The organism is Pseudomonas gingeri (genome assembly GCF_013385425.1).
Classification (GTDB): Bacteria; Pseudomonadota; Gammaproteobacteria; order Pseudomonadales; family Pseudomonadaceae; genus Aquipseudomonas; species Aquipseudomonas gingeri_D.
In genome coordinates, this window is the sequence record NZ_JACAQA010000007.1 from 91,140 (window position 1) to 96,624 (window position 5,485).

At 65.5% G+C, this 5,485-nt stretch carries 1 protein-coding gene (running past one end of the window); it reads right to left on the reverse strand.

What is annotated here, in order from left to right:
- Window positions 1-5,121 carry the start of a non-ribosomal peptide synthase/polyketide synthase gene (locus HX830_RS32095; RefSeq protein ID WP_256350493.1) on the reverse strand. 26,079 nt of this gene lie to the left of the window's left edge, so 5,121 of the gene's 31,200 nt are visible here — the first part of the coding sequence; the start codon lies at window positions 5,119-5,121; the stop codon falls past the left edge of the window.
- Between the last annotated feature and the right edge of the window lie 364 nt (window positions 5,122-5,485).

Genomic DNA, 5,485 nt, shown 5'->3' on the forward strand with positions numbered 1-5,485 from the left:
AGCCGGGTCCAACGGCACATAACCGCCACCCGCCTTGAGAATCGCCAGCAAGCCGACGACCATCTCGGCCCCGCGATCGACACAGATCCCGACCCGCGAATCCGGCTGCACGCCCTGTTTACGCAGGGCGTGTGCCAAGCGGTTGGCTTGCTCGTTCAGTTCGCGGTAAGTCAGGCGGCGCCCGCCATGCACCACTGCCAGGGCATCCGGCGTACGTTGCACCTGCGCTTCAAACAACCCATGAACGGTCTGCGCCTGCGGATACTCCAGTGCCGTGTCGTTGAATCCCACCAGCAACTGCTCACGCTCGCTGGCCGGCAGGATCGACAGGCCTTGCAACGACGCTTGCGGCGTCTGCTCCAGAGCCTCCACCAAATGCTCCAGCGTCGTGTGCATATAGCCGCAAACCCGCTGCGCACCGATCGACGAGGCCACCAGGGCGGTCAGGTTGAAACCGTCGCCCAGGTCGTCGACGTTCAAGGTCAGCGGGTAGTTGGTGCGCTCTTCGCCACTGAGGGCATGGATACCGTGCCAGGCCTGTACGGCCCGCTCGGAAACACTGCCGACGGCGCTATGCCGGTAGTTGAGCAAGGCGCTGAACAATGGCGTCGGCGCAGCCACACCGCTGCAACGTTGGGCCAAAGCCAGGGACGCATGTTCGTGGCCCAGCAACGCGGTCAACCGCGCGTGGGTCGCCTTGACCCCGGCGCGTACACCCTGCCCGCCCACGGCAACCCGCAGCGGCAAGGTATTGATAAACATCCCCAGTGCCCGGTCGGCACCCTCGCCGCCCTGCATCCGGCCCATCAACACAGTGCCGAACACCACATCCCGGCGCCCCGACACCTTGCCCAGCACCTGGGCCCAGGCCAGGTGCACCAGGCTGGCGACACTCACCCCCAACTGCCGGGCCTGAGCCCGCAGGCGCTGGTCCAACTGCGCATCCAACGCCTGGACCGCTTCCTCGATATCGCTGCCATCGCCCTGTACATCCTGCAGACCGAACGGCAGGGTCGGTTCCTCCACCTCACCGAGCATGTCGCGGAAAAACGCTTCATGATCGGCCGGGCTGACACCCAGGCGCGCCTGGGCCACATAGTTGCGATATGGCACCGGCGCCGACAAGGCCTCGGTCTCACCGAGCAGCCAGGCCTGCATTTCATGCTGCACCACTTCCATCGCCATATGGTCCAGGGCCATATGGTGGAACAGCAGCATCGCGGTGATCCGCTGGTTGAGCGGATCTTCGGCATAGGCCAGACGCATCAGCGGTGCCTCGCTCACGTCCAGGCGGTAGTGACGCGGATCGAAGCGGCTGTGCAGTTGCGCACCGATATCGCCGGCGGCAGGGTCGAGTTCAAGCGCGTCAAGGTGCAGGCGCGCCTGACGCCAGACCACTTGCACAGGTGAATCCAGGCCCTCCCAGACCACCCCGGTACGCAGGATGTCATGGCGGTCGATCACCATCTGCAAGGCCTGGACAAAGGCGCCCAGACGCTCGTGGTTGTCAAAGGCAAACTGGGTCTGCAACACGTAGGGGTCGCCGGCCCGGGCCGCCAGGTGGTGATAGAGAATCCCCTCCTGCAACGGCGCCAGCGGGTAGATATCCTGCACATTGGCAGTCCCGCCCGGCACCGTCGCCACCACCTGGTCGATCTGGGCCTGGGTCAGGTTGGCCAGCGGCAGCAGGTCCGGGGTGATCCGCTGGCAACCGTCGACAATCAGGTTGGCCGGTACGCTGATTTCACGACCGCCACCGACGGCAGCGGCCAGCGCCGCCAGGGTCGGCTGGCTGAACAGCACGCGCACGTCGGCACTCAGGCCCAATTGACGCATGCGCTCGATCAGGCTCACCGCCAGCAGCGAGTGCCCACCGAGTTCGAAGAAGTGGTCATGGCGTCCGACCCGTTCGACTTTCAGCAACTCGGACCAAAGCCGCGCCAGGGTGATTTCCAGCTCGCCCTCGGGGGCCTGGAACTCGCGACTGGCATAGGCGTCGGCGTCCGGTGCCGGCAAGGCCCGGCGATCCAGCTTGCCGTTGGCGGTCAGCGGGAACGACTCGAGGACGACAAAGGCACTGGGTACCGTATATTCGGCCAGGGACGCCGCCAGCTCGCGACGCAGCTCCGGCACCGACAAGCTGCTGTCGGCCTCGGCAATCAGGTAGGCCACCAGACGTTTATGTCCGGGCTCATCCTGACGGGCCAGCACCACGGCTTCCTTGACGCCCGGGCAATCGGCCAGGCGTGCTTCGATCTCGCCCAGCTCGATACGGAAACCACGAATTTTCACCTGGTCGTCGTTACGCCCCAGGTACTCGACAACCCCGTCCGCGGTCCAGCGCGCCAGGTCGCCGGTGCGGTACAGCAGTGCTCCGGCCTCGGCGTTGAACGGGTCGGCGATGAATTGCGTGGCGGTCAGCTCCGGGCGGTTCAAATAGCCCTTGGCCACGCCCTGTCCACCGATATACAGCTCGCCGGCCACGCCCACGGCCACCGGTTGGCGCAAGGCATCGAGGACGTACACCTGGCTGTTGCCGATCGGCCGGCCGATGGGGATACCACCGTTGCCCACCGAAGTAATTTCATAAGTCGTGGAAAAGGTGGTGGCCTCGGTCGGACCGTAGCCGTTGAGCAGATGTCGCGGCGCGCCCTCTTCCAATACCCGGACGATCACCGCCGGGTCCAGCACGTCGCCGCCGACGATCAGGTAGCGCAAGCGGCCAAAGGCTTCCATCAGGCCGTCGGCATATTGATGGAACAGGCCGGCGGTCATCCACAGCACGCTGACCGACCGTGCCAGCAACAGCGCGCGGAACTCGTCCAGGGACAGCAACACCGACTGCTCCACCACAACCACGCAACCGCCATTGAGCAGTGGTGCCCAGACGTCCAGGGTGCTGGCGTCAAAGGACGGGTTGGAAGCGAAGGCTACGCGGTCATCGGCGTTGAAATCGGCATAACCGTTGTTGATCACCAGGCGGCTGACGGCCCGGTGCGGCACCAGTACCCCTTTGGGCGTGCCGGTGGAGCCGGAGGTGTACATGATATAGGCCACCGACTCGGAGGACCCGGCCAGTGTCGGGTTCGGTACATCGGCGTCCAGTTCCAGGGTGTCCAGATCGACCCGCTGGATACCTTCGGGCACCGCGCTGCCGCTCAGGGTCAGGACCTGCCGCGCCGCGCTGTCGTTCAGCATGAAGGCCTGGCGTTCCGCCGGCGCGTTGATATCCAGCGGCACATAGGCCGCGCCACATTTGATAATCGCCAGTTGGCCGACCAGCAGGTCGAAGGAGCGCGCCAGCAGCAACGCCACCCGTTCGCCCGGCTGTACGCCGAGGCCGATCAGGTGACGGGCCAGGCCATTGGCCCGGCTGTTGAGTTGCTGGTAGGTCAGGCTCTGGCCATCCTGGACGGCAGCCACTGCGTCGGGCCGCACCGCCACTTGCAGTTCGAACAGGGCCTGCAGGCTGCTGTGCCGGGGATAGTCGCGCGCCGTGGCATTGAAGTCGTGCAGCACTTGCTGACGCTCGGCCGGCGGAAGGATTTCCAGGTGCTGCAAGGGTGTCTGTGGCTGTTGCTCCAAAGCCTCGACCAACCCACCGAGGGCCGCCAGCATATAGTCGCCGACGCGCTGCGCACCGATCTCCGCCAGGGCCTGGACCGCCAGGCTGAAGCCTTCACCCAGGTCGTCCACCGACAGGGTGATCGGATAGGTGCTCTGTTCTTCACCGCCGAGGCTGTGCAGACCGGCCCAGGCCTGCAGGGTCTCGGCCGAAGCCAGCGACTCGGCGGCACTGTGGCGGTAGTTGAGCAGCGAACTGAACAAGGGCGCCGGCGCGGCCACGCCGCTGCAACGTTGGGCCAGGGCCAGGGAGGCGTGCTCGTGGCCGAGCAAGGCGGTCAGGCGCGCGTGGGTGGTCTTGACCCCTTCACGGACCCCGTGCCCCTCGAGTTTCACCCGCAACGGCAAGGTGTTGATAAACATGCCCAGGGCCCGATCGGCGCCCTCGCCGCCCTGCATCCGGCCCATCAGCACGGTGCCGAAGACCACATCGGACTTGCCCGAAACGGCGCCCACCACCCGCGCCCACGCCAGGTGATGCAGGCTCGCGGCGCTGACCCCCAACTGCCGGGCCTGGGCCCGCAGGCGCAGGCTCAAGGCAGCATCGACCGGCATACGAACTTCTTCGATCAGCGGATCGCTGCCCGGGTTCTCGACCACGCCAAACGGCAGGGTCGGTTCATCGACGTCCGCCAGCATGTCGCGGAAAAAGCCTTCATGGGCATCGGCCCCGGCCCCCAGCCGGACCTGCGCCACATAATTGCGATACGGCACCGCCTCGGGCAAGGCATGGCCTTCGCCGAGCAGGTAGGCCTGCATCTCGTACTGCACCAGCTCCAGCGCGGCATGGTCGATGGCGATGTGATGGAACAGCAGGATCGCCACCCAGCGCGCATTGGCCCGGTCCTCGGCGCAGACCAGGCGCATCAGCGGGGCCTGGCGCAGGTCGAGGCGGTAATGCCGGGAATCGTAGCGTTCGCGCAACTGGGTTTCGATATCCCCGTCGGCGGCTGCCAGTTCAAGCTCATCCACCGCCAGGGTGGCGTCGCGCAGCACCACCTGCACCGGCTCGTCGAGACCCTCCCAGACCATGGCGGTGCGCAGGATATCGTGACGCTCGATCACCGCTTGCAGGGCCTGGGCGAAATCGTCGAGGCGTTCGCGGTTATCGGCGCCGAACAGCGCCCGCAGCACATAGGGGTCACCCTGCCCGGCGGCCAGGTGATGATAGAGAATGCCTTCCTGCAGGGGCGCCAGCGGGTAGATATCCTGGACATTGCCGGCACCACCGGGCACCGCGTCGACGATACGGTCGATCGCCTCCTGGCTGAGGCCGGCCAGCGGCAGCATGTCCGCGGTAATCCGGAAGGCCGGGCTCAACCAGTCCCCACCGTTTCGAGCCACCAGCTTGAGCAGTTCCGCCTTATGCACGCCGAGACTGTCGAGCACGGCGCTGTCAAGGCCCTCATCGTCACCGAGAATCACCAGATCGTCTTCTTCCTGTTGAAGACGGATCGCGTGCGTGGAAAGAACTGCCATCAATTCGCTGAAGTGCATCGAATAACCTGCTGTTTATCATTTCGGAGAGGGTGACAGCCCAAAGGCTCGGTGTCGGAGACAGCGTTTCGCGCGATAAAAGATCGGAGGGGCTTCGAAGCTCGAAGACAACACGGGAGTCCGGGCGCAGGCGTGATCGGGTCCGCAGCAACAAAGGGCTGCGGTCCACTGACACCAGCGAAACATCCCATTCGCCATGCTCCCCACAGGCCTCAAAAATTAGAGCATCCACGGGCGACTGTCTGTCATGGGAAGCCGGGACAAGGCGTGCTGAAAGCACGCCCTGCCGGGGGTTGCACAGGAGGGAGAAAAGAAAGGGGCGACGGCCCGACCGATTGCGAATCGGGCGGGCCGTGCCGGGGCT